17 protein-coding genes and 1 pseudogene are annotated in these 18,967 nt (G+C 63.4%); 5 read left to right on the forward strand and 13 right to left on the reverse strand.

Annotated elements, in window-relative coordinates; all coding sequences use genetic code 11:
• Window positions 1-2: 2 nt before the first annotated feature.
• The 8 genes and pseudogenes from IOC82_RS03815 to IOC82_RS03840 form a co-directional block, all read right to left on the reverse strand.
• On the reverse strand, window positions 3-2,420 hold the full coding sequence (locus IOC82_RS03815; RefSeq protein ID WP_290544853.1) for an FAD-dependent oxidoreductase: 2,418 nt from the start codon (window positions 2,418-2,420) through the stop codon (window positions 3-5).
• Between the two features lie 219 nt (window positions 2,421-2,639).
• A pseudogene (locus IOC82_RS17105) lies at window positions 2,640-2,804 on the reverse strand (transposase); the annotation flags it as partial.
• The gene (locus IOC82_RS17110; RefSeq protein WP_366935642.1) at window positions 2,798-3,187 is read right to left on the reverse strand and encodes a hypothetical protein; all 390 of its coding nucleotides are present in this window, start codon (window positions 3,185-3,187) and stop codon (window positions 2,798-2,800) included. The pseudogene IOC82_RS17105 and the gene IOC82_RS17110, both read right to left, overlap by 7 nt.
• Window positions 3,163-3,252 carry a hypothetical protein gene (locus IOC82_RS17115; RefSeq protein ID WP_366935638.1) on the reverse strand — a complete coding sequence of 30 codons (90 nt, stop codon included), beginning with the start codon at window positions 3,250-3,252 and terminating at the stop codon, window positions 3,163-3,165. Before IOC82_RS17115 ends, IOC82_RS17110 begins: the two co-directional genes overlap by 25 nt.
• 362 nt (window positions 3,253-3,614) lie before the next feature.
• A complete protein-coding gene (locus tag IOC82_RS03825; protein ID WP_290544854.1) occupies window positions 3,615-4,604 on the reverse strand; it encodes a HupE/UreJ family protein in 990 nt (329 codons plus the stop codon).
• Window positions 4,601-5,452 carry a peptidylprolyl isomerase gene (locus IOC82_RS03830; protein WP_290544855.1) on the reverse strand — a complete coding sequence of 284 codons (852 nt, stop codon included), beginning with the start codon at window positions 5,450-5,452 and terminating at the stop codon, window positions 4,601-4,603. Before IOC82_RS03830 ends, IOC82_RS03825 begins: the two co-directional genes overlap by 4 nt.
• Complete coding sequence (locus tag IOC82_RS03835; protein WP_290544856.1) at window positions 5,452-7,368, reverse strand: DUF3604 domain-containing protein; 1,917 nt, start codon at window positions 7,366-7,368, stop codon at window positions 5,452-5,454. The genes IOC82_RS03830 and IOC82_RS03835 overlap by 1 nt, the downstream gene beginning before the upstream one ends.
• A 37-nt stretch (window positions 7,369-7,405) precedes the next feature.
• Window positions 7,406-9,331, reverse strand: coding sequence for a DUF3604 domain-containing protein (locus IOC82_RS03840; RefSeq protein ID WP_290544857.1), 1,926 nt, complete (start codon window positions 9,329-9,331; stop codon window positions 7,406-7,408).
• Between the two features lie 601 nt (window positions 9,332-9,932).
• On the opposite strand from IOC82_RS03840, the gene IOC82_RS17120 reads away from it, so the two are divergent.
• Window positions 9,933-10,133 carry an IclR family transcriptional regulator C-terminal domain-containing protein gene (locus tag IOC82_RS17120; RefSeq protein WP_366935639.1) on the forward strand — a complete coding sequence of 67 codons (201 nt, stop codon included), beginning with the start codon at window positions 9,933-9,935 and terminating at the stop codon, window positions 10,131-10,133.
• Between the two features lie 50 nt (window positions 10,134-10,183).
• Here the strand turns inward: IOC82_RS17120 and IOC82_RS03845 are convergent, their stop codons facing one another.
• The 5 genes from IOC82_RS03845 to IOC82_RS03865 all read right to left on the reverse strand — a co-directional run bounded on the left by IOC82_RS03845 (window position 10,184) and on the right by IOC82_RS03865 (window position 13,552).
• Window positions 10,184-10,543, reverse strand: coding sequence for a Lin0512 family protein (locus IOC82_RS03845; RefSeq protein WP_290544858.1), 360 nt, complete (start codon window positions 10,541-10,543; stop codon window positions 10,184-10,186).
• Window positions 10,543-10,893 (reverse strand): Lin0512 family protein, encoded by a 351-nt coding sequence (locus tag IOC82_RS03850; protein WP_290544859.1) that lies wholly within the window; start codon window positions 10,891-10,893, stop codon window positions 10,543-10,545. The genes IOC82_RS03845 and IOC82_RS03850 overlap by 1 nt, the downstream gene beginning before the upstream one ends.
• 20 nt (window positions 10,894-10,913) lie before the next feature.
• Window positions 10,914-11,675, reverse strand: a complete 762-nt coding sequence (locus tag IOC82_RS03855; RefSeq protein ID WP_290544860.1) for an alpha/beta hydrolase — start codon at window positions 11,673-11,675, stop codon at window positions 10,914-10,916.
• A gap of 97 nt (window positions 11,676-11,772) precedes the next feature.
• A complete protein-coding gene (locus IOC82_RS03860) occupies window positions 11,773-12,537 on the reverse strand; it encodes an SDR family oxidoreductase (protein WP_290544861.1) in 765 nt (254 codons plus the stop codon).
• 25 nt (window positions 12,538-12,562) lie between these two features.
• Window positions 12,563-13,552: an acetamidase/formamidase family protein gene (locus IOC82_RS03865; RefSeq protein ID WP_290544862.1), complete on the reverse strand. Its 990-nt coding sequence runs from the start codon at window positions 13,550-13,552 to the stop codon at window positions 12,563-12,565.
• A 286-nt stretch (window positions 13,553-13,838) separates the two neighbouring features.
• Between IOC82_RS03865 and IOC82_RS03870 the strand changes: the two genes are divergently transcribed.
• The 4 genes from IOC82_RS03870 to IOC82_RS03885 all read left to right on the forward strand — a co-directional run bounded on the left by IOC82_RS03870 (window position 13,839) and on the right by IOC82_RS03885 (window position 18,959).
• Window positions 13,839-15,683 carry a sigma-54-dependent Fis family transcriptional regulator gene (locus tag IOC82_RS03870; RefSeq protein WP_290544863.1) on the forward strand — a complete coding sequence of 615 codons (1,845 nt, stop codon included), beginning with the start codon at window positions 13,839-13,841 and terminating at the stop codon, window positions 15,681-15,683.
• A 200-nt stretch (window positions 15,684-15,883) separates the two neighbouring features.
• On the forward strand, window positions 15,884-16,933 hold the full coding sequence (locus IOC82_RS03875) for an NAD(+)/NADH kinase (RefSeq protein WP_290544864.1): 1,050 nt from the start codon (window positions 15,884-15,886) through the stop codon (window positions 16,931-16,933).
• Between the two features lie 71 nt (window positions 16,934-17,004).
• A complete protein-coding gene (locus IOC82_RS03880; RefSeq protein ID WP_290544865.1) occupies window positions 17,005-17,931 on the forward strand; it encodes a thiamine pyrophosphate-dependent dehydrogenase E1 component subunit alpha in 927 nt (308 codons plus the stop codon).
• 20 nt (window positions 17,932-17,951) lie between these two features.
• Window positions 17,952-18,959: an alpha-ketoacid dehydrogenase subunit beta gene (locus tag IOC82_RS03885; RefSeq protein WP_290544866.1), complete on the forward strand. Its 1,008-nt coding sequence runs from the start codon at window positions 17,952-17,954 to the stop codon at window positions 18,957-18,959.
• Window positions 18,960-18,967: the final 8 nt, after the last annotated feature.

Raw genomic sequence — 18,967 nt, forward strand, 5'->3', positions numbered from 1 at the left:
CGTCAGAGCTTGACGCGCATCGCCTTGCTTTCCGGATCATAGGGCGAGGCGGGAATGACCCGCGCCTTGCGCGCCTGCCCGGCCACGTGAACCGTCAGTTCGGTGCCAGGCTTGGCGGCGTCACGATCCACCAGCGCCATGGCGAGGCTTTTCTTCACCGTGTGGCCATAGCCGCCCGAGGTCACGTAGCCCACGCGCTTGTCACCAAGCCAGACAGGCTCATAGCCCGAAGCGTCGGCGTCGGTGGCATCGACTTCCAGCGTCACCAGCAGCGTTCTTGCACCCTCCTCGCGCTCCCTCGACGCCGCGCCCTTTCCCACGAAGTCCGGCTTGCCGAAGGCGATGAAGCGGTCCATTCCAGTCATGCCCGGCGTATAGCTCTGGCGGAACTCGGCCGACCAAATGCCGAAGCTCTTCTCCAGCCGCATCGACAGCAGGGCGTTGTAACCATATTCGACGACGCCGAGGTCCTTGCCGACCTCGAGCAGGGTCTTGCGCAACCGCGCATGTTCCACCGACGGGCAGTTGATCTCATAGCCGAGTTCGCCCACGACCGAGAGGCGGCCCACCCGCGTGCGGTGCAGACCGGCATCTAACGTCCTGCACCCAAGGAAGGGCAGCGCCTTCGAGGAGATGTCATCGCTCGTCAGCCGCTGCAGCAACGCATGCGAATTGGGGCCGGACAGCGAGAAGCCGGTAACGGTGTCGGAAATGTCCTTCACCTCGGCGCCTTCGATCAGATGATCCTCGAACCAGCGCATGTGCCACTGGCGGAGATAGTAGGAGCCCATGATCCACCACGAGCCATCGCCCCAGTTGAACACGGTGAGATCGCCCTTAAGGCGGCCGTCATGGCCCAGCATGGGCGCAAGGCGCGCGCGGCCCGGACCGGGAAGCTTGCAGGCCAGCAGCCGGTCGAGCCAGGCCTCGGCCTTGGGCCCCGCCACCTCGTAGCGCGAGAAGCCGGAGATATCGAGCACGCCCACGCCCTCGCGCACCTTGCGGCATTCCTCGCCCACGATGTCAAAAGCATTGGAGCGCTTGAGCGTCGGCTTCTCCTCGAAGCCCTTGGGCGCGAAATAGAGCGGCACCTCGAGGCCCCAGGAGCAGCCCCAGCGCGCGCCTGCCTCTGTCATGTCCTGGTAGGCGCCCGCGGTCTTCAGCGGCCGGCCCGCCCAAAGCTGCTCATTGGGATAGGACATGACGAAGCGGCGGGAATAGAACTGCCCCGTCGTCTGGCGGATGTATTCGCGGTTCTCGGTGAAGGCGCCATAGCGCGCAATGTCCATGCCATAGATGTCGGCTTGCGGTTCGCCCTCGACCATCCATTCCGCCAGCGACTTGCCAACACCGCCGCCCTGCAGGAAGCCTGCCATCACGCCGCAGGCCGTCCAGTAGTTCTTCAGTCCCCGGACGGGTCCGACCAGCGGGTTGCCATCGGGCGAGAAGGTGAAGGCGCCGTTGACCCAGCGCTTGATGCCGGTGCGGTTCATAACGGGATAGCGCTTGTAGACGAAGGCGAGCTCGTCCGAGATGCGGTCGATGTCCTCCTGGATCAGATCGAAGCCATAGTCCCAGGGCGCGCCATCCATGTTCCAGTGCTTGTAGTTCCGCTCATAGATGCCGATGAGCAGGCCCTTCCCTTCCTGGCGCACATAGGTGAATCCCTCGAGATCGATCATCATGGGTATCTCGCGGTCCATGGCCTGGATCTCGGGGATCGACTCGGTGATGAAATAGTGATGCTCCATCGGGCTGAGAGGCAGTTCGATGCCCGCCATGCGGCCCACTTGCTTGGCCCACAACCCGCCGGCATTAACCACATGCCCGGCGGTGATGGTGCCCTTCTCGGTCACGATGGTCCAGCTGCCGTCTGCCTTCGGGTGCAATTCCAGCACGCGGTTGTGCTCCAACACCGTCGCCCCGCGCATGCGCGCCGCCCTGGCATAGGCGTGCACCACGCCCGAAGGGTCGATGTAGCCTTCGCGCTCGGCATAGAGCGCGCCCAGCACATCGCCCGTCTCGAAGATCGGGCAGGCTGCGCGCACTTCATCGGGTCCTGCAAGCCGGACGTCCTCGATACCCATGGTCTGGAACACGCGGTAGGAAGCCTGCAGCCATTCCCAGCGCTCAGGCGCCGACGCCACCGAATAGCCGCCCGTCATGTGCATGCCCACACTCTGGCCAGACTCCTTCTCGATCTCCGAGAGCAGGTCGATGGTATAGGCCTGCAGTGCCGCGATATTCGGATCTGCATTGAGCGCATGAAAGCCGCCGGCCGCATGCCAGCTCGAACCGGCGGTGAGCACCGAGCGTTCGAGCAGGACCGTGTCGTTCCACCCGAACTTGGCGAGGTGATAGAGCACGGATGCGCCGACGACGCCGCCACCGATCACGGCCACCCTGTAATGCGACTTCATGGAAAATCTCCGACCCAAGAAACCCCGATGCGAAAAAGGCTAGTCGAGCCTCCCCGGGCTGTCCAGCGAGGCAAACCGGGCGCGGCGGGATCGCCGTCGCGCTGGAGCATGTCTTTATCGGCCAGGCGGTTCCACCTCGTCGGAACATGCGCTGGGAGCGTGTCTGGATAACCCCGGCTTTGTTGTACTTGTGCATTGGGCTCGGGGTGACGTTCTGTGTCATGTTACGGCTTTGGCCAGTTTGCGGAGGTTGTGGGCGGTGCGGATCAGGCTCCATCCGGCTCCAACGTTGTTCTGCCCCCTGAAGAGGAACTGCCGGAAGCCCCAGGCCTGTTTGATTTGACCGAAGACGGGGTCGAACACCTGCTTTCGAAGCCTCAGCGCGACGGCCGACCGGCCTTCCGGATCTTCTTGGCCATCGCGGCCATGAGCGGTTTGGCTGTCAGTCTGCGATGTCCGGCGGCGTGTGGCTGGCCGTGCTGGCGTTGCCCGCGCTCCTGCATCCCGGAGGAAGGCCCCGCTCCGTCAGAGTCCGGATCGCTTGGATTCCGAGGCGATTCGGCCTCAAGTTCAGACTTGGCGGCGCGGATACCCTCCAGCCGGTGCTGCTTGTTAGCCATCCAGGACGGCGTCTCGTCACCGCGCTGCTGTGCGCCATGTTCAGCGTCCTCCGCCGCATCGGCTGTCTCCGCCGCCGCCAGCCATGCCGCAACCTCCGCGGCAAGCTTCGGCTCCGCCGTCTCTATCCGGCCACAGCTCTCCCGCAAGCCCGCGCCAGCCTTTGCTCGGAATATATGCTACGGCTGTATCCATACAGCAAAAGCGCAAACATTATCACAGCATGATAGGGCGGCTTGCCGCGCTCCTCCTCGCAGCACCTCAGGACCAGCGACAGGTCCAGAGCTTCGCGAAACGTATCGCGAGCAAATGCACCCTAGCGCAACGGGCGATCAAGTGCACTGCACTCGAGGGCGTAAAGTTGCCCCAGCTCTTGACGCTGGAGCATCTTTCGCGCTGCAAGTGATTCGACTTACTTGAACGGTGCTCTCGCCCGCCAAGCGGAGACTGGCGGGAGAATCGCGTCAGACCATCGAACACGCACGGCACCTTGATGGCCCATTTGAAGACGCTCGGCATCTGGCGGAAGGTGGCGACGAAGCAAGACTTGGAGCACCTGAACGGCAGTAGCCCTCCTCAGACGATGAATGCGCCAAGGCGGGTCAGGAGCCAGAAGATTGCGGCCGCGCCGATGCTGTAAGCCATAGCCGTCCGCAAGGGCAAAAGCGGAAGCCGGGTCATGGCTAAGGCGGCCCGGTAAAGGACGACAATGGCTGCCACAAACACCAGCTGCCCCGCCTCTACTCCCAGGTTGAAGGTGAAGAGCGCCAAGGGCACGTCTCCTTGCGGCAGCCCAATCTCCTTCAGCGCGCCCGCGAAGCCGAAGCCATGCAGCAGGCCGAAGCTGAAGGCGACGGCCCAGGGATAGGCTTCCGACAATCGCCGCTCCCCCGGCTTCATCAGCAGAAGCTCGCGCGCGACGAAGGCGATGGAGAGTGCGATCACAGCCTCGACCGGGGCCTGCGGGAGGGAGAGATAGCCCAGAGCTGCGCCGGTGAGGGTGATGCTGTGGGCGAGCGTGAAGGCGGTGATGGTTTTCACCAGCATCCACGGATCGCGGATGAGCAGCATAAGAGCCAGCACGAACAGAAGGTGGTCGATGCCACCCAGTATGTGTTCCACGCCGAGCATGAAATAGGTGCGCGCGACCTCAAGCACGGTCTGCGCGCCCTTGAGCATCAGAGAAGGCTGTTCCGGCGTCAGGCGATCCACCTGGACCGAGCCATCGGCCCAGGAGATGCGGGCGAGGACGTCCGTCAGCGTGCTGCGCAGTCCATCGATAGTGATCGTCTGACCCTTGAGCCCGCCGTCACACGAGACCTTCCAGCGCTCGAAATAGGACACATTCTCAATGACGCCCACGGGCGCCGTGATGTTGCGGCACGTGTCGGGCATGCGGAGATAGAGGCCGAGGCGGCGGTCGCCCGCGGCGGGCACCTTCCACAACACGGAGAACTGCCCGGGCGTCCCTTCGGAGAGTTCGAGATAGGCGGGGCGAAGCTCATGTGCAGCAACGGGCCGGACCAGCGCGAGGATGATCAGCAGCAGGGTGGCCGGCCTGGTCACTGCGCGGCTCCGGCGGGCGGGGCGAAGGGCGCGACCGTCACCTTGTAGCGCTTCAGGAGCTCGTCCAGCTTCTGGCGGGCAATGGCTTCGCGCCGGTCGTTCAACCATTCGCGCTCAACCTGCGGGCGGATCTCGGCAAGTGCCGGAACGCGCCCTGCTTCCTGTCCGGTCACCTTCACGAGATGCAGCCCGAAGCCTGAACCGATAGGGCCCTGCCAGTGACCCGGCGCCAAGGTCACGACGGCCGCTGCGAAGTCATCGCCAAAGAGCTGCGCGATGCCCTGCCGGTTAGTGAGGGGCATTGAAGGCGGAAGCAGCGTGGGATCGCCTGCGCTGGTGGCGAAGGACGCATCCTTCTTCAGCGAGCCGAGGATGGCCGCGGCATCCGCCTGTGCAGCCGCACCGCGTTTCTGCGCATCGAGATAGACCTGCTCGAAGGCGACGCGCGGGGGTTCCTGGAACTTGTCTGGGTGGGCGGCGAGATAGGCGGTGAGATCGGCGCCGGTGGCGGGCATTGCCTCGGCCTGCGCATCGTTCAGGAACTCCATCTTCATGCGCAGGCGGCGGCGGATGACGGTGTCGTCCTTGTCGATGCCGAGACGCATCGCCTCGCGCACGTAGATCTCCTCCTTGACGTAATCGTCGATCAGGCCCTTCAGCTCATCCGCGGTGGCCGGACGCTGCCATGTGCGGGCGAAGATCGAGGCCATCTGCTCGATCTTCGCCGGGGTGACGACGATCGCCTCCTCCGGCTCCACCCTTCCCCCGAGAAGGCCATGGGCCGCGAAGATCAGACATGCCAGACACAGGAAGTGGACCAGCGGTTCGCGGATCAGCCGCCCGGTCATCACTCGCCCTTGGGCGTGTACCAGATGGGGGAGGTATAGGCGCGTTCCTGCGTGGTCATCGGCACATCGTCGCTCATCTTCACCTTGAAGCGGAGCGCGTCATAGGCCGTCCAGCGCGGTGTAGGGATCTCGATGACCTTCGCATAATAGAAGGCCGCCAGCTTCGGGTCGAATTCGGGGTCGGTCCATACGGTGATGAGCTCCGGGGCGCCGATGGTGTTCTTCCAGGTGGCGCGCCCGATGTCCACAGTGTTGCCGACGGGCGGCAGCTTGCCATCGGCGCCGGGCGTGCGGCCGTCGCTCCACGCCACGTCATAGACCTTTTCATGGGTCTCGCCCTTGGCGTCGCGCCAGCCCTTGACGATCTGGATGCGATCGAGATTGCCGCCGATCGGATCCTTCATGGCGGCGGCGAGGAAGGTCGGCGCCTTGCCGGCGGGCGCATCCGGCATGTCGCCGCCCATGGGCACGCCCTTCTGATAACCGGCGGTGGCGGGCATGCGCGTTTCGGCGTCTTCAGCCGTGAAGCCGAAGCCGCCGAAGAAGCGCACCGTCATGCGGGTGCCGGTGGTGGCATAGGTTTCCTTGCGCTTCATGGCGTCGAAGATCGCCTCGCGCGTGTTTTCTGTGGCCCAGACGACGGCCAGTCCGCTTGCCGCCTGCTGCCAGCCATAGACGTTGAACTTGGGGTCGGGTGCGGCGATCACCACATGCTCCCAGCGGTGCGGTTCGGGCTCCACGCCCGAGTGCTTGCCGAAGAAATTGTCTTCCTCGGAGGTCGAAAGCGAGGTGTGCGAGTCGGTGCTGCCCACGAAGCCGAACTTGTAGGGGTTGACGCCCAGCGAGGCATCGAGCTTAAGGCCCGTCTTCAGGGCCTCGCGGGCATATTCGTATTTCAGCATGTCCTTGGTCTTGACCTCGGTGCCGTTGAGGTTGGACCGGTCCCAGATCTCGTAGCCCGCGAACTCGTCGTTCGGCGAGAGATAGGGGTGGGACTCGCCGTCGCCCTTGATCTGCGTGATCTCGATCAGCGGCTCGTACTGGATGCGGCGGGCGGCGAGTTCCTTGGTCAGCGGCTTGCCGTCGAAGCTCTCGACCGTGAACATGCGCCCGTTGCTCAGGTTGCCATTGTGCGGAATGGCCAGCACCTCCGAGCCCGTCTCCTTTTCGAACTTCTCCATGTAGGTCCACAGGTCTTCCGGGTTCTTGCTGTCGAACTGGGAGAAGGGCAGCGTCTGGTTGGCAACGCTCGAATCACCGCGGAACAGCACGTTGCGGTGCAGGTTATAGCCGCCGATTGCCGTCCATTCGAAGCCGATCATGGCGGTGAAGAGGCCAGGCGTGTTGTACCTGTCGGCAAGGGCCGTATAGGCCTGCCAGGCATTGCGCACCGCCTTCGGATTGTCGATCGGCGGCTTGTCGCCCGACAACGAGCCGACGATCTGCATGGCGGTGGCGAAGATCGTGTCGAAATTGCCGCTGGTGAGCGCGGCGTACCATTCGCGGCCCTTCGCGGTCGACAGAATCTCCGGGTCGCCCGCGAGGAGTTGCGGCATCAGCCCGTACATCTCGGCGTGGTCCGAGATTACCAGGAAGTCGAGCGGGCGGGCGAGCTTGGCGCGCAGGCCCCCGGTGGAGAGCACCTCTTCACCGCGGGCGAAGCGGTAGGCCTCCTCCTGCCCCAGCCGGTTCAGCGTTCCGGCATCGACGGACACGTCGGTGTGGAGATGCGTGTCGCCGAACAGGGGCCGCGTCGGGTAGCTGCGCCCGGCATAGGGCGAGAACTGAGGCTTGATCACGGCCGTGACGTTGGGTTTTGTGATCGCCTCGTGATTGTCAGCCTCCTGGGCGGCGGCGGCGGACACGCTGACGCTGGTTGCCAGCGCAGTTGTCAACAGAAAGACGGCAAGCTTCATGGTGTTCCCTCCTCGTCAGGGTTAGGCAAGTTCCTGGTCAAGGCGTATACCAGATGGGTGAAGTATAGGCTCGCTCCTGCACCGTCATCGGCACATTGTCGGCCATCTTGATTCCAAAGCGCTTCTGGTCATAGGCGGTCCAGCGCGGCGTCGGGATCTCGATCACGCGGGCATAGTAGACGGCGCGCAGCTTCGGGTCGAAGTCCGGGTCTTTCCACACGGAGATGAGTTCCGGCGTGCCGATGGTGTTGGTCCATGTCGCGTTTGCCACGTCGACGGTATTGCCGACGGGCGGCAGCTTGCCATCGGCCCCCGGCTTGCGGCGATCGGACCAGGCCACATCATGGACCTTTTCCTGCAGATTGCCGGATTGATCCACCCAGGCCTTGATGATCTGGATGCGGTCGAGGTTGCCGCTCATGGGATCCTTCATCGCGGCGACGAGGAAGCCGGGTGATTTGCCGGCAGGCGCCGCTCTGAGATCGCCGCCCATCGGCACACCCTTGGCATAGCCAGCCTCCGCCGGCATGCGTGTCTGGGCGTCCGCGGGCTCGAAGTCCCAGCCGCCGAAGAAGCGCACCAGGATGCGGGGACCGGTGGTCGAATAGGCTTCCTTGCGCTTCAGCGCATCCCAGATCGCCTCGCGGGTGTTCTCCGTGGCCCACACGCCGGTATAGCCCGCGGCGGCCATCTGCCAGCCCTTGACGTTCACTTGAGGCGTCTTGATGACGTCATGCTCCCAGCGGTGAGGCGAGGGCTCGACGCCCGTGTGCTTGCCAAAGAAATTGTCCTCTTCCGCCGTCGTGAGGCCGGTGTGCGTGTCGGTGCCGCTGACGAAGCCGAACTTGAAGGGATTGACGCCCAGTTCCGCCTCGAGCTTCAGGCCCTGCGCGAGCGCCAGCCTGGCATATTCATGTTCCAGCATGCCGGGCTCCTTGGGCACACCGGCAAGATTGGCCTGGTCCCACTTCTCGAAATTCGCGAACTCGTCGCTGGGCGAGAGCGAGGGGTGGGTTTCGCCGTCACCCTTGATCTGGGTGATCTCATACATCGGCTCCCAGCGCGCGCGGGTTTCCGCCCATTCGCGGGTCAGCGGATCGCCCTCGAAGGTCGAGAGCGCGAACATCTTGCCATTGGAGAGGTTGCCGTTGTGCGGGATGGCCAGCAGCGAGCCGCCGGTCTTTTCTTCCCAGGCATTCATCCACTTCCACAGGTCTTCCGGGTTCTCACTGTCGAAGGTGGTCATCGGCAGCACTTCGTCCGCTTTGTCCTTGCCGTCCCTGTAGATGACGTTGCGGTGCAGGTTGTCGCCGCCTCCGGCGTTGCTGGTCCATTCGAAGCCGTTGAAGGCGGTGAAGCGCCCAGGCTCGTTGTATTTCTCCATGATGGCCGTATTCTTCTGCCAGATCGACATGGCCAGCTTCGGGTCCTTCACGGCATCGGGCAGCGTGCCGTTGGACTGCGCGGCGATCATCGCCGATGCGGCTTCCACACCGCGCCCCGCCGCCATAAGGTCATGCCAGCCGCGCAGGACTGGATCAGCCATGAGGGCGGGATTGCCGTCACGGATTTCGAAGATGATGCCGGCACCGTCAGAATGGTCGGTGACAGCCACCCAGTCGAGCGGGCGGCTGAGCTTGACAGGTTCGCCCAGCGAGGAGGTGACCTGCTCCCCCCGGGCAAAGCGCAGCGCCTCCTCCGGCCCCAGTGTTGCGCCGAAGGCACCCGCGTCGGCGGACCAGCCGGTGTGGACATGCTGGTCGCCCCAGTAGACGCGCGTCGGATAATTGCGGTTCGCGTAGGGCGAGAAGCCGCGCTTGGGGAAGGCGTGTGCGGCAGCCTCGGGATTGAACAGGCCGATATCGTCTGAGGCCACAGGGTCCTGGGCCCAAGCGGCCGTGCTCACCGCAACACCCAGCAGACATGCGCTGAGCCACGAAAAGCTTCTGCAAGAAGGTCTCATCACAGTTCTCTCCCAAGCGTGACCGGCGGAAAAGAGTATAGCCGCTTTCACGCAATCATTGTGCAAAATTACACAGTCCGGGGCATATTCCTGCGGTAGCCAGCAACCGGGGGACCCGGAGCGAAACTGACCAGAAGCGAAATCGAGAACGGCCAGCGCGCGCTTCGGAGCAAAGGCTGGCTCAGCCAATGCGAGGAACCGTTCCGCGAGGCCATTCTGGCCGAAAGCCAATGGTTTCATGTCGGGCAGGCCTATCCACTACCGGCGCAAACGCGGCTTTCTGAAAGACGATACAACCCGCCATCCAAGGGATAGGCAGTCGCCGCGCCCCGGCGAGCGGCAGCCGGGCATCGTTCAGATCAAGGCGTCGGATCGTCTGCATGGAACTTCGCGAAGATCATAGTGAAGACTCCAGCGCTCCACATAGCCGAGGATCGACTGACAGGTGCCCTCAACTTCGGATCGTACCAAGTCCTGCGGAAGGGTCCGGCCTTTCAGCGGCGGCGGTGTCAGGAGTGCCGAGAGTTCGGGCGCAGACATTCCGAGAAATCCCTGCTGCACGTTGCGGGCGTCGAGCCTGTGGTAGTGCGTTGCATGCAGAGTGGCAGCCGTCGACGACGAGGAGCATGCTGCTGGGCTGCGCTGCGTCGCAGCCGCTGTATGCTCGCCGCAGGGTGATGCCATCTGCGCCTTGTCGGTATCGGGTCTCGCCAATCGCCTGAGCGCGGCATGGGCCAGCGCCGCCGCGGGCCACGCCGCCGCCGGCGGGCGGGAATTGGCGCAGAAGACTGGCCTGAGTTGAACCGTCAAAGCGGGGCATCGTCCCGCGTCTGCAGCTGCAGCCGCTCTTCCTCATGCCAGACCGAGATGCGCCTCGAGATCGAGGCGCACGGCGACGCCCGCCGTGGCGATCACCGACACGCCGCCGCGCTCCTCGTCCGGAACGTCGAGCCCGCCCTTCACCACTTTCACAGTCACCTGCCCGTGCGGGAGGCTGGCGGCCACGGCGGCCTTGTCCACCTTGCCGGGTTGCTGCACACCGATGGTGACTTCGATCTGCATCGTCTTCGGTTCGACACCGAGGGTGCGCAGGAAGGGAAGAGACGAATGATGAATGCAGTCCTGAACCGCCCTGAGCGCGGCCTTGGTGTAGTCGCCGCCATGCATGTCGTTGCCATGGCCCATTTCGAGGATGACGCGCTTCAGTGACATTACTTCTTCTCCGGAATATCAAGGTAGACGACGGCTGCGGCGTTTGCCATCAGCGTCAGGTTTGTGCCTTCGTCATTCATGATCTCGAGACCACCCTCGACGACCTCGACGGCCGGCTTGCCATAGGGCAGCGCCGCTGCGACGGCGGCCTTGTCGACCAGGTGCGGCTTCGGAACGCCCACCAGCACCTTGACGTGCATGTCATGCGGGCTGAGACCGACGGCATTGGCAATGGTGAGCGAGTTGTGCCAGAGCGCGTCTTTCAGCGCCCGGATGGCGGCTTTGGTGTAATCGGCCCCGGTGAGGTCCGTTCCCATGCCAAGTTCGACGATCATGCGTTTGAGAGCCATGTCTTCTCCGCTTGCACCAACTATGTTGAGAGGAATGCCGAGACTTCGGCGTTGAAACGGCGGGGGTTTTCGAAGAACATGAAGTGACTTCCTCCTTCATGTTCTTCATAGATCGACGCCCTGGCGTTCGGATTGACCGAGGCGATCCATTCTTGTGATTCAGCCGAAAAAATGCTCTTTCGGCCGCCGATGACCAGGGATGGCAGGCGCGTGTTGACGATCACGTCCCGCCAGTCGTTCAGGCAGTGATCGAACAGCAGGTCGGCGGCAGCGGCGCGCGGCATCTTCAGGTTCTCGCTGGCGATCCAGTTCAGGTCCGTCTCCGGGATGCCCGGCGTGAACATGCCTCTGAGGATCTCCTTGGCGCCCTCGACGGTCGATGTGGCGCGCACCGCATCGCAGAAGCCGGCCACTGACTGCACGTCAGGCAGGAGGCACCCAAACGACTTGCGCGCTTCAGCGTCCCATCCGGGCAGGGCGGCCACCATGGGCGCCTGATCGACGATGACCAGACGCCGCAACCTGTCCTCGCCAAAGAGATCGAGATAGCTCCAGATGACCGAGCTCCCCATGGAATGGCCGAGCACATCCACGCGATCAAGCCCAAGGGCGTCCATCGCCTCGCGAAGGTCCATCGCGAGGCGCTGGATGCGATGTCCGCAGGCGGCATCGGGGCTCTCGCCATGGCTGCGCATGTCGAGGGCGATCACACGTCTGCCCTGAGCAAGCTCCTCAATGTTCCGGCCGTACTCCGCAGCCGACTGCGACCAGCCGGGGATCATGAGGAGTGCGGGGCCGCTGCCGGCCTCCAGCGCGTTAAGCACCGTTCCGCCTGGAAGCGCGACCTGTCTGCTCTTTGCCATATCTGCTCCGCTGCTCCTAAAGCTGCACGCCCTTTGTCAGGGCGCCGTCGATCACCAGATTGGTTCCCATGGTGAAGCTCGAGGCCGGGCTTGCGAGAAAGACAATGCCCTTGCCGATTTCCTCCGCCGTCGCCATGCGGCCCGTCGGGTTCAGCGAGAGAGCCTGCTTGAACAACTCCGGCATATTCTTTTCGATGAAATGCCAGATACCGTCCTTGAAGTAGACGTTGCCCGGCGACACCGAGTTTACCCGAATGAGCTTCGGCGCAAGCTTATGGGCAAGTCCATGCGCATAGTGGATCAGCGCCGCCTTGAAAGCCCCATAGGCAGGCGCCGTGAAGTCGATCTCGCGCCCCGATACCGATGACACGATGACGATGGACGGCCACTTCGACGCCTCGAGATAGGGAAGTGCGGCATTCACCGTGCGCACCGTGTGCATCATGTCAATCTCGAATTCCGCGCGCCAGGACTCTTCCGTGTCCTCGGCGGCTGCCAATGCGGACACATTGGCAATGACGATATCGATGCCGCCAAGCACCTTCGCACTCTCATGCACCCAGCCCTCGAGTTCGGCCTTGTTGCCGACATCGATGGCTTGCCCGAACGATTTCACGTTCTTGCTCGCGAGGGCGGCGGCCGCATCCTTCACCTCGGCGGCGTTGCGGGCGCAGACTGAAACGTTGGAGCCTTCGTCTGCAAACATATCGGCGGCGCGCCGGCCGATGCCCTTGGTGCCGCCAGTCACAAGCACGTTCAGTCCCTTGAGGCCGAGATCCATGTTTTCTCTCCCTGTTTTTGAGTTTCTATTGCCCGAGATATGTCTTCCTGATCGAGGCGCCGAGAGTGTATTTCGGGTCCACCATGTTGCCCACCCGCACGCGGCCCGCCTGGGTGAGCAGGAAATAGGCCTCGAGCTCGTCGAAGCCGTAATCCGCCGCCAGCCAGCGTGTCAGTTCGCGATAGGCAATGCGGGCTGCATCCTCCATCGGCCGCGCGGAGCCAATGGTCATGATGAACTCCTCTGTCTCGAGCCGCGGCCATGCGATCCGCCAGTCCTTGATGAGGTCCACCTGGATCGTCGTGGTGGACGCCATCTCGACGGCCACGCCGCAGAGCTCGCCATCGCCCTGCCGGCCATGGCAGTCGCCGAGGTAGAGATAGGCATCCTTGTGCAGCACCGGGAAGTAGACGACCGCCCCCGGGGCCACATCCGGCAGGTCCATGTTGCCGCCCCAGTAGTCGGGTTGCAGCGAGAGAACCGCCTCGATCAGCGGCGAGACGCCGAGGGTGCCAATGAACGGCTCATATGGCAGCGTGATGCGGTCATTGAACTTCACGCCCGCTTCCGTCACCTCATATTTCATCACCCGCTCGGGGAGCGGCGGGTTCAGCATCGCCGTCTGGCCATTCGAGACGAGTCCGCCGAACTCGGGAATGAGAGCTGAGGTTCCGGCCGGCTGCGGTCCACGTGGAACGATCGACTTGATCGAGACACAGAGCACATCGCCCGGCTCGGCGCCATCAACGGCAATAGGCCCGCATTGCGGGTTGACGAATGGAAAGTGCAACTTCTGGGAAGGCAAGTCATCCACGGTTCTGATCGCTCCAGCGAAGGCGTCCTCGGTCTCGGCGATGACAATGTCGCCGGGCCTGATCGCCATGACGGGCTTCGCGTAGGGCCCATAGACATAGTGATAGTCGCCCTGGACTGCCTTGTTCAGAAGGTGCGTCCTGCCCTCCACACCGCGGGCGACCGCCTTGCGTCCCATGTAGCTATTGGTCAGCCAACTCATATTGCCAGTCCCCATTCTTGCAACTGCGAACGCACGGATGCGTACAGCCGCTACCCCATGCAGGTCGTGTGCCACTGTGCAATGCGGCAGTTTTATTGCGCTGCGGAAGGAGGCTTCGGCGCGCTTGATGCTTGACACACGATTTTTTCGCGTTTGATGTCCGCTTCAGACAGAGGAGGCTGCGATCTCATCCTCGCACACGGATCACATCAAGGAACTCATTCGCGCCGCGGAGGGCGGTCCGACTGAGCGAGATCCGCTTATTCTGGAATCATGGCGGCGCTGCGTGGGCAATCACCGGCTTGACCCAACCGTGCTTCGGCCTGCTGTCATCGTTGAAGATCCCCGGCTTCGGGAGCATCGCGATGCGATGGAGGAACTCTTGCGCACCGCGCGCTTTGGCGTCGAGGCGCTCTACCGGCAAGTGGCAGGGCTCGGCTACGTCGTTCTCCTGAGTGACAATCAGGGCATCACAGTCGATTACATCGGCGATCAAGCGACGACCGACTACCTTCGGGCGGCCGGCCTCTATATGGGTGCAGATTGGAACGAGGCGCGCGCCGGGACCAACGGCACGGGCACCTGCATCGCCACCGGAGAATCCCTCACCATTCACCAGAGTGACCATTTCGACGCCACGCATATTCCGTTGACCTGCACCGTGGCGCCGATCTTCGATCCCGTTGGCAATCTTTCCGCCGTGCTGGACATTTCGGCCCTGCGTTCACCACGCGAAAAGTCAAGCCAGTTCCTTGCCTTGCAAATGGTCAGGAACTTCGCCCACCGCATCGAAACAGCCAGTTTCATCCGGTCCTGCTCGCGCAACTGGATCGTCAAGCTGACTGCCAACCAGGCGTTGGCGGAGGTCGACACCGACTATGTGCTGGCGCTCGATTCATCAGGACGTATCGCGGGTTTCAATCACCATGCCCGCCAGCTTCTGGCGGAGGAGATGAAGACCGGCTGGCGAGACGCCAAGCAGGCGCTTGGCCGGCCCATTTCTGACTTTCTGGACTGCGAGATCGACGGCCTTACCCGATTTGCCAGGCCGAACTCCATCGAACGCAACGTGATGAGGCTCACAGGCTCGGGGCGGAGCTTGTTCATCCAGGTCGTGCCGCCGGCAACGATCCGCGTCCTGCCGGCGCCGGTCCAGCAGGAGGAGAGCAGGATACCAAAGGCCCTGAAGGCGGTGGCGGGCGAAGATCCCTCGATACAACGCAACCTTAATAAGCTTTCGCGCCTGCTCAATACCAACATAAGTGTCCTGGTGAGCGGCGAAACCGGGACGGGCAAGGAATACCTCGCCAAGGCGATCCATCAGTCCTGCGTCCGGGCCCAGGGACCCTTTGTTCCCGTCAATTGCGGCGCACTGCCGGAAAACCTGATTGAGAGCGAACTCTTTGGCTATGAGGGCGGCTCGTTCACCGGCGCCCTGAGCAAGGGCAAGAAGGGCCTAATCCGCGAGGCGCATGGCGGAACGCTGTTCCTCGATGAAATCGGCGACATGCCGCTCGGCTCGCAGACGCGGCTCCTCCGCGTGCTCGCCGAGCGGGAGGTGATGCCCATCGGCGGGACACGGCCCTATCCCGTTGACATGAGGGTCATTGCGGCGTCCCACCGGGACTTGCTCGGCATGGTGAAGAAGGGCTTGTTCCGCGAGGATTTGTATTTCCGCCTCAATGGCGTAACCATCACACTTCCGCCCCTGCGCGATCGTGTCGATTTGGCTTGGCTTGTTGCGCAATTGCTGGAGAGCCGCGCCTATCCCGATGGATCGGCGCGCAGCCTGTCGTCCAAGGCGCTTGGCGTCCTGTCTTCCTATGGGTGGCCCGGCAATATCCGTGAACTCGTCAACGTCATCGATTTTGCATGTGCGGTCGCCAGCGATCCGGAGATTGGGCTGGATGATCTGCCGGATCAGGTGTTCCGGCGCATCGACGGTGACGGCGAGGCCAGCGCTGCGGATGCGGCAAGGTCCAACAGCAAGCAAGCGGCGTCCTTGCGAGAAGATCTGCGCCGTACCGGCTGGAACATATCCGCCACCGCGCGCCTGCTGGGTGTCGATCGCACGACGTTGCATCGCCGCATGCGGCGATTGGGGGTCACGCTGCCGCCGCGCAGCACGTAATTCCACATGTGGCGTGTGTGGCGCCACAGGTGTTGCGCACAGCGCAACAGATCCATTGGTCCATCGGGTTTCTTTCGCATGCGCAAAATTCCATTGCTGCGCTGCTTTTCTTGAAAACCAGATGCGAGGGTCTCTAGCGCCGATTGGCATCGTTATTGCAGATTGGGTTCCGAGAATATTTCAAGAAAACTTGGAAGAGCATGGGAAGCGCCATCGGCATCATCGCCAATCCAGTCTCCGCGCGTGACATCCGCCGGGTGATCGCCAATGCGACTGCCTTGCAGATCACCGACCGCGCCAACATCGTGTTGCGCATCCTGTCCTGCGTGAAGGCCTGCGGCGTCGATCATGTCTGGATGATGCCGGAGAACGGCGGCATCCGGCACCATGTCCGCCGCGGCATCGACCGGGCGGAGAACCAGGGTCAGACGCATTTCCCCAGGGTCGAACATCTCGACTACAAGATTTCCGGCACGGTGGACGACACGCTGAAGGCGGCCCGCCTGATGAAAGAGAAGGGTGTGGCGGCCATTGTGGTGCTAGGTGGCGACGGCACGCACCGTGCGGTGGTCACCGCCTGCGGCGATGTTCCCATCGCCGGCGTCTCGACCGGCACCAACAACGCCTTCCCGGAGCATCGCGAGCCCACCATCACCGGGCTTGCCGTGGGCCTTGCGGTAACGGGCAAGGTGCCGGCCTCGCATGCCTATCTTCCCAACAAGAAGATCACGGTGCGCGTGAACGGCCATGAGGAGATCGCGCTGGTGGACGTGGCGGTGGTGACCGAGCGATATATTGGCGCGCGCGCCCTGTGGCGCACCGAGACGTTCCGCGAGCTCTTCGTGACCTTCGCCGACCCCGAGGTGATCGGCATGTCGGCGATTGCCGGGCTGCTCAGCCCCGTCTCGCGGCTCGATGAGGGCGGGTTGCATGTGCGCCTCGCGCCCGAGGACGAGGCCAGCATCGTTCTCGATACGCCCATAGCGCCTGGTTACATGCGTGGCATCGGCATCCGCGACTATGCGCCGATGAAGCCCAACCACAAATACCGTCCGTCGATTGCCGACGGCTCTATTGCGCTCGACGGCGAGCGCGAAGTCTCCTTCACGCGCGACGACGATGTGACGATCGAACTCGTGCCCAACGCCTTCAGGACCGTGAACGTCAGCGGCTGCATGCAATACGCCGCGCGCCACGGCCTGATGAGAATGAAGCCAGACCAGAAACTGAAGAGAGTGGGAGGACAATGATGACTGCTCCAAACAGCACGGCCGGGATATTCCCCCTGGATAAACCCGGACTTCTGCAAGCCTATCGCACCATGCGCACTATTCGCGAGTTCGAGGAGCGCCTGCACGCCGACTTCGCCAAGGGCGACATTCCGGGCTTCGTCCACCTCTATGCGGGCGAAGAGGCCGCCGGCACCGGCATCATGATGCACCTCGAGGACAAGGACCGCATCGCCTCCACCCACCGTGGCCATGGCCACTGCATCGCCAAGGGTGTGGACACCAGCGGCATGATGGCGGAGATCTACGGCAAGGTGTCGGGCTCCTGCCGCGGCAAGGGCGGTTCCATGCACATCGCCGACTTGTCCAAGGGCATGATGGGCGCCAACGGCATCCTCGGCGCCGGCGCGCCGCTGGTCTGCGGTGCTGCACTTGCCGCCAAGTACCGCGGCGATGGCGGTGTCGCCATTTCCTTCGTCGGGGACGGCGCCTCGAACCAGGGCACCTTCCTCGAGAGCCTCAACCTCGCCGCCGTGTGGAACCTTCCCGCCATCTTCGTGGTGGAGAACAACGGCTATGCCGAATCCACCTCGCGCGATTATGCGGTGGCGGTGGACAGCTTCGTCGACCGCGCCGCGGGCTTCGGCCTTCCCGGCGTCACGGTGGACGGCCTCGACTTCTTCGCCGTTTACGAGGCGGCGGGCGAAATCATCAAGCGGGCGCGCGAGGGCGGTGGACCCGCGCTGCTCGAATGCAAGATGATCCGCATGTATGGCCACTTCGAGGGCGACCAGCAGACCTACCGCGCCAAGGGCGAGCTTGACGACATCCGCGCCAACAAGGACTGCCTCAAGATGTTTACCCAGCGTGTGATGGAGGCTGGCGTGATTAGCCGGGGCGAACTCGATGCCATCGACCGCGAAGTCGTGGCCGAGATTCAGGAAGCCTCCGCTTTCGCCAAAGCTGCACCGCTGCCCACCGCGGCGGACCTTACCACCGACGTCTATGTGAACTACTGAGCGCGAAGGAGAGACAGACAATGGCACGCAAAATCAGCATGCGCCAGGCAATCAACGAGGCGCTCGACCAGGAAATGGCCCGCGACCCATCGGTGTTCGTGATGGGTGAAGACATCGTCGGCGGCGCCGGCGGCATGGGCGAAATCGACGCCTGGGGCGGCGTCCTCGGCGTCACCAAGGGGCTCAACGCCAAATATCCGGGCCGGCTGCTCGATACGCCGCTGTCGGAGTCGGCCTATATCGGCGCCGCCGTGGGCGCCGCGGCCTGCGGCATGAGGCCCGTGGCGGAACTGATGTTCCTTGACTTCATGGGCGTCTGCTTCGACCAGATCTTCAACCAGGCGGCCAAATTCCGCTACATGTTCGGCGGCAAGGCGGAAACACCCGTCGTCATCCGCGCCATGGTGGGTGCGGGCTTCCGTGCGGCCGCCCAGCACAGCCAGATGCTCACCCCGCTGTTCGTGCACATCCCCGGTCTCAAGGTGGTGTGCCCGTCCAACGCCTATGACGCCAAGGGCCTGCTGATCCAGTCGATCCGCGACAATGACCCGGTGATCTTCTGCGAGCACAAGAATCTCTATGGCGCGGAAGCCGACGTGCCGGCCGAGTCCTACGCCATCCCCTTCGGCGAGGCGAATGTGGTGCGTGACGGCAAGCATGCCACCATCGTGACCTATGGCATGATGGTCCAGCGCGCCATGGACGCGGCGGCCGCACTCGCCAAACAGGGCGTCGAGTGCGAGGTCATCGACCTGCGCACGCTCTCGCCCATCGACTGGGATACGGTGATCGACTCCGCCGAGCGCACCGGCCACGTGATCTGCGTGGATGAGGCGCATCCGCGCTGCTCCATCGCGGCGGACGTCTCCGCCATGGTCACCCAGGAGTGCTTCAAGGCCCTGAAGGGCCCGATCCAGATGGTCACCGCGCCGCACACGCCGGTGCCCTTCTCGCCGGTGCTGGAAGACCTCTACATCCCCTCGGCCGAAGCCATCGCCAAGGCGGTGAAGAAGTCGATGGCGCATTGAACGTGATT

The organism is Aestuariivirga sp. (genome assembly GCF_020252395.1).
Taxonomy (GTDB): Bacteria; Pseudomonadota; Alphaproteobacteria; order Rhizobiales; family Aestuariivirgaceae; genus Aestuariivirga.

Bases quoted from the DNA above. Each gene is read 5' to 3' on its own strand.
- IOC82_RS03815 (WP_290544853.1), bottom strand. From the start codon at position 2,420: ATGAAGTCGCATTACAGGGTGGCCGTGATCGGTGGCGGCGTCGTCGGC.
- IOC82_RS17115 (WP_366935638.1), bottom strand. From the start codon at position 3,252: ATGTTTGCGCTTTTGCTGTATGGATACAGCCGTAGCATATATTCCGAG.
- IOC82_RS03830 (WP_290544855.1), bottom strand. From the start codon at position 5,452: ATGACCGGGCGGCTGATCCGCGAACCGCTGGTCCACTTCCTGTGTCTG.
- IOC82_RS03835 (WP_290544856.1), bottom strand. From the start codon at position 7,368: ATGAAGCTTGCCGTCTTTCTGTTGACAACTGCGCTGGCAACCAGCGTC.
- IOC82_RS03840 (WP_290544857.1), bottom strand. From the start codon at position 9,331: ATGAGACCTTCTTGCAGAAGCTTTTCGTGGCTCAGCGCATGTCTGCTG.
- IOC82_RS03845 (WP_290544858.1), bottom strand. From the start codon at position 10,543: ATGTCACTGAAGCGCGTCATCCTCGAAATGGGCCATGGCAACGACATG.
- IOC82_RS03850 (WP_290544859.1), bottom strand. From the start codon at position 10,893: ATGGCTCTCAAACGCATGATCGTCGAACTTGGCATGGGAACGGACCTC.
- IOC82_RS03855 (WP_290544860.1), bottom strand. From the start codon at position 11,675: ATGATCCCCGGCTGGTCGCAGTCGGCTGCGGAGTACGGCCGGAACATT.
- IOC82_RS03860 (WP_290544861.1), bottom strand. From the start codon at position 12,537: ATGGATCTCGGCCTCAAGGGACTGAACGTGCTTGTGACTGGCGGCACC.
- IOC82_RS03865 (WP_290544862.1), bottom strand. From the start codon at position 13,552: ATGAGTTGGCTGACCAATAGCTACATGGGACGCAAGGCGGTCGCCCGC.
- IOC82_RS03875 (WP_290544864.1), top strand. From the start codon at position 15,884: ATGGGAAGCGCCATCGGCATCATCGCCAATCCAGTCTCCGCGCGTGAC.
- IOC82_RS03880 (WP_290544865.1), top strand. From the start codon at position 17,005: ATGCGCACTATTCGCGAGTTCGAGGAGCGCCTGCACGCCGACTTCGCC.
- IOC82_RS03885 (WP_290544866.1), top strand. From the start codon at position 17,952: ATGGCACGCAAAATCAGCATGCGCCAGGCAATCAACGAGGCGCTCGAC.